The sequence below is a fragment of the Pseudoalteromonas sp. GW168-MNA-CIBAN-0100 genome (assembly GCF_040309225.1).
GTDB lineage: Bacteria > Pseudomonadota > Gammaproteobacteria > Enterobacterales > Alteromonadaceae > Pseudoalteromonas > Pseudoalteromonas arctica.
Map to the genome: position 1 here is coordinate 1 of NZ_JBEOOL010000541.1, position 273 is coordinate 273.

Consider the following 273-nt stretch of genomic DNA (forward strand, 5'->3'; position numbering starts at 1 on the left):
GTGCATTATATTTACTGCCACACGGGCTGATACCAGCCGTTTAAGTGAATCATTAAATAGTAAAGGCTTTAAATCTGTCGCATTAGCTGGGGATTTAACTCAAAGTAAGCGCCTTGATATTATGGATGCGTTTAGCCGTGAAAACTTTAAAATATTAATTACTACAGATGTTGCTTCGCGCGGTTTAGATTTACTCAGTGTTACCCATGTTATTAACTTTGATTTACCAAAACACGCAGAAGAATACGTTCATCGTATTGGTAGAACTGGTCG

The 273-nt window shown here is 37.7% G+C and carries 1 protein-coding gene; it reads left to right on the forward strand.

Annotated elements, in window-relative coordinates; genetic code table 11:
* Positions 1–273 (forward strand): C-terminal helicase domain-containing protein (locus AAEY62_RS22335; protein ID WP_350636595.1); only part of this gene is annotated, 273 nt, incomplete at both ends.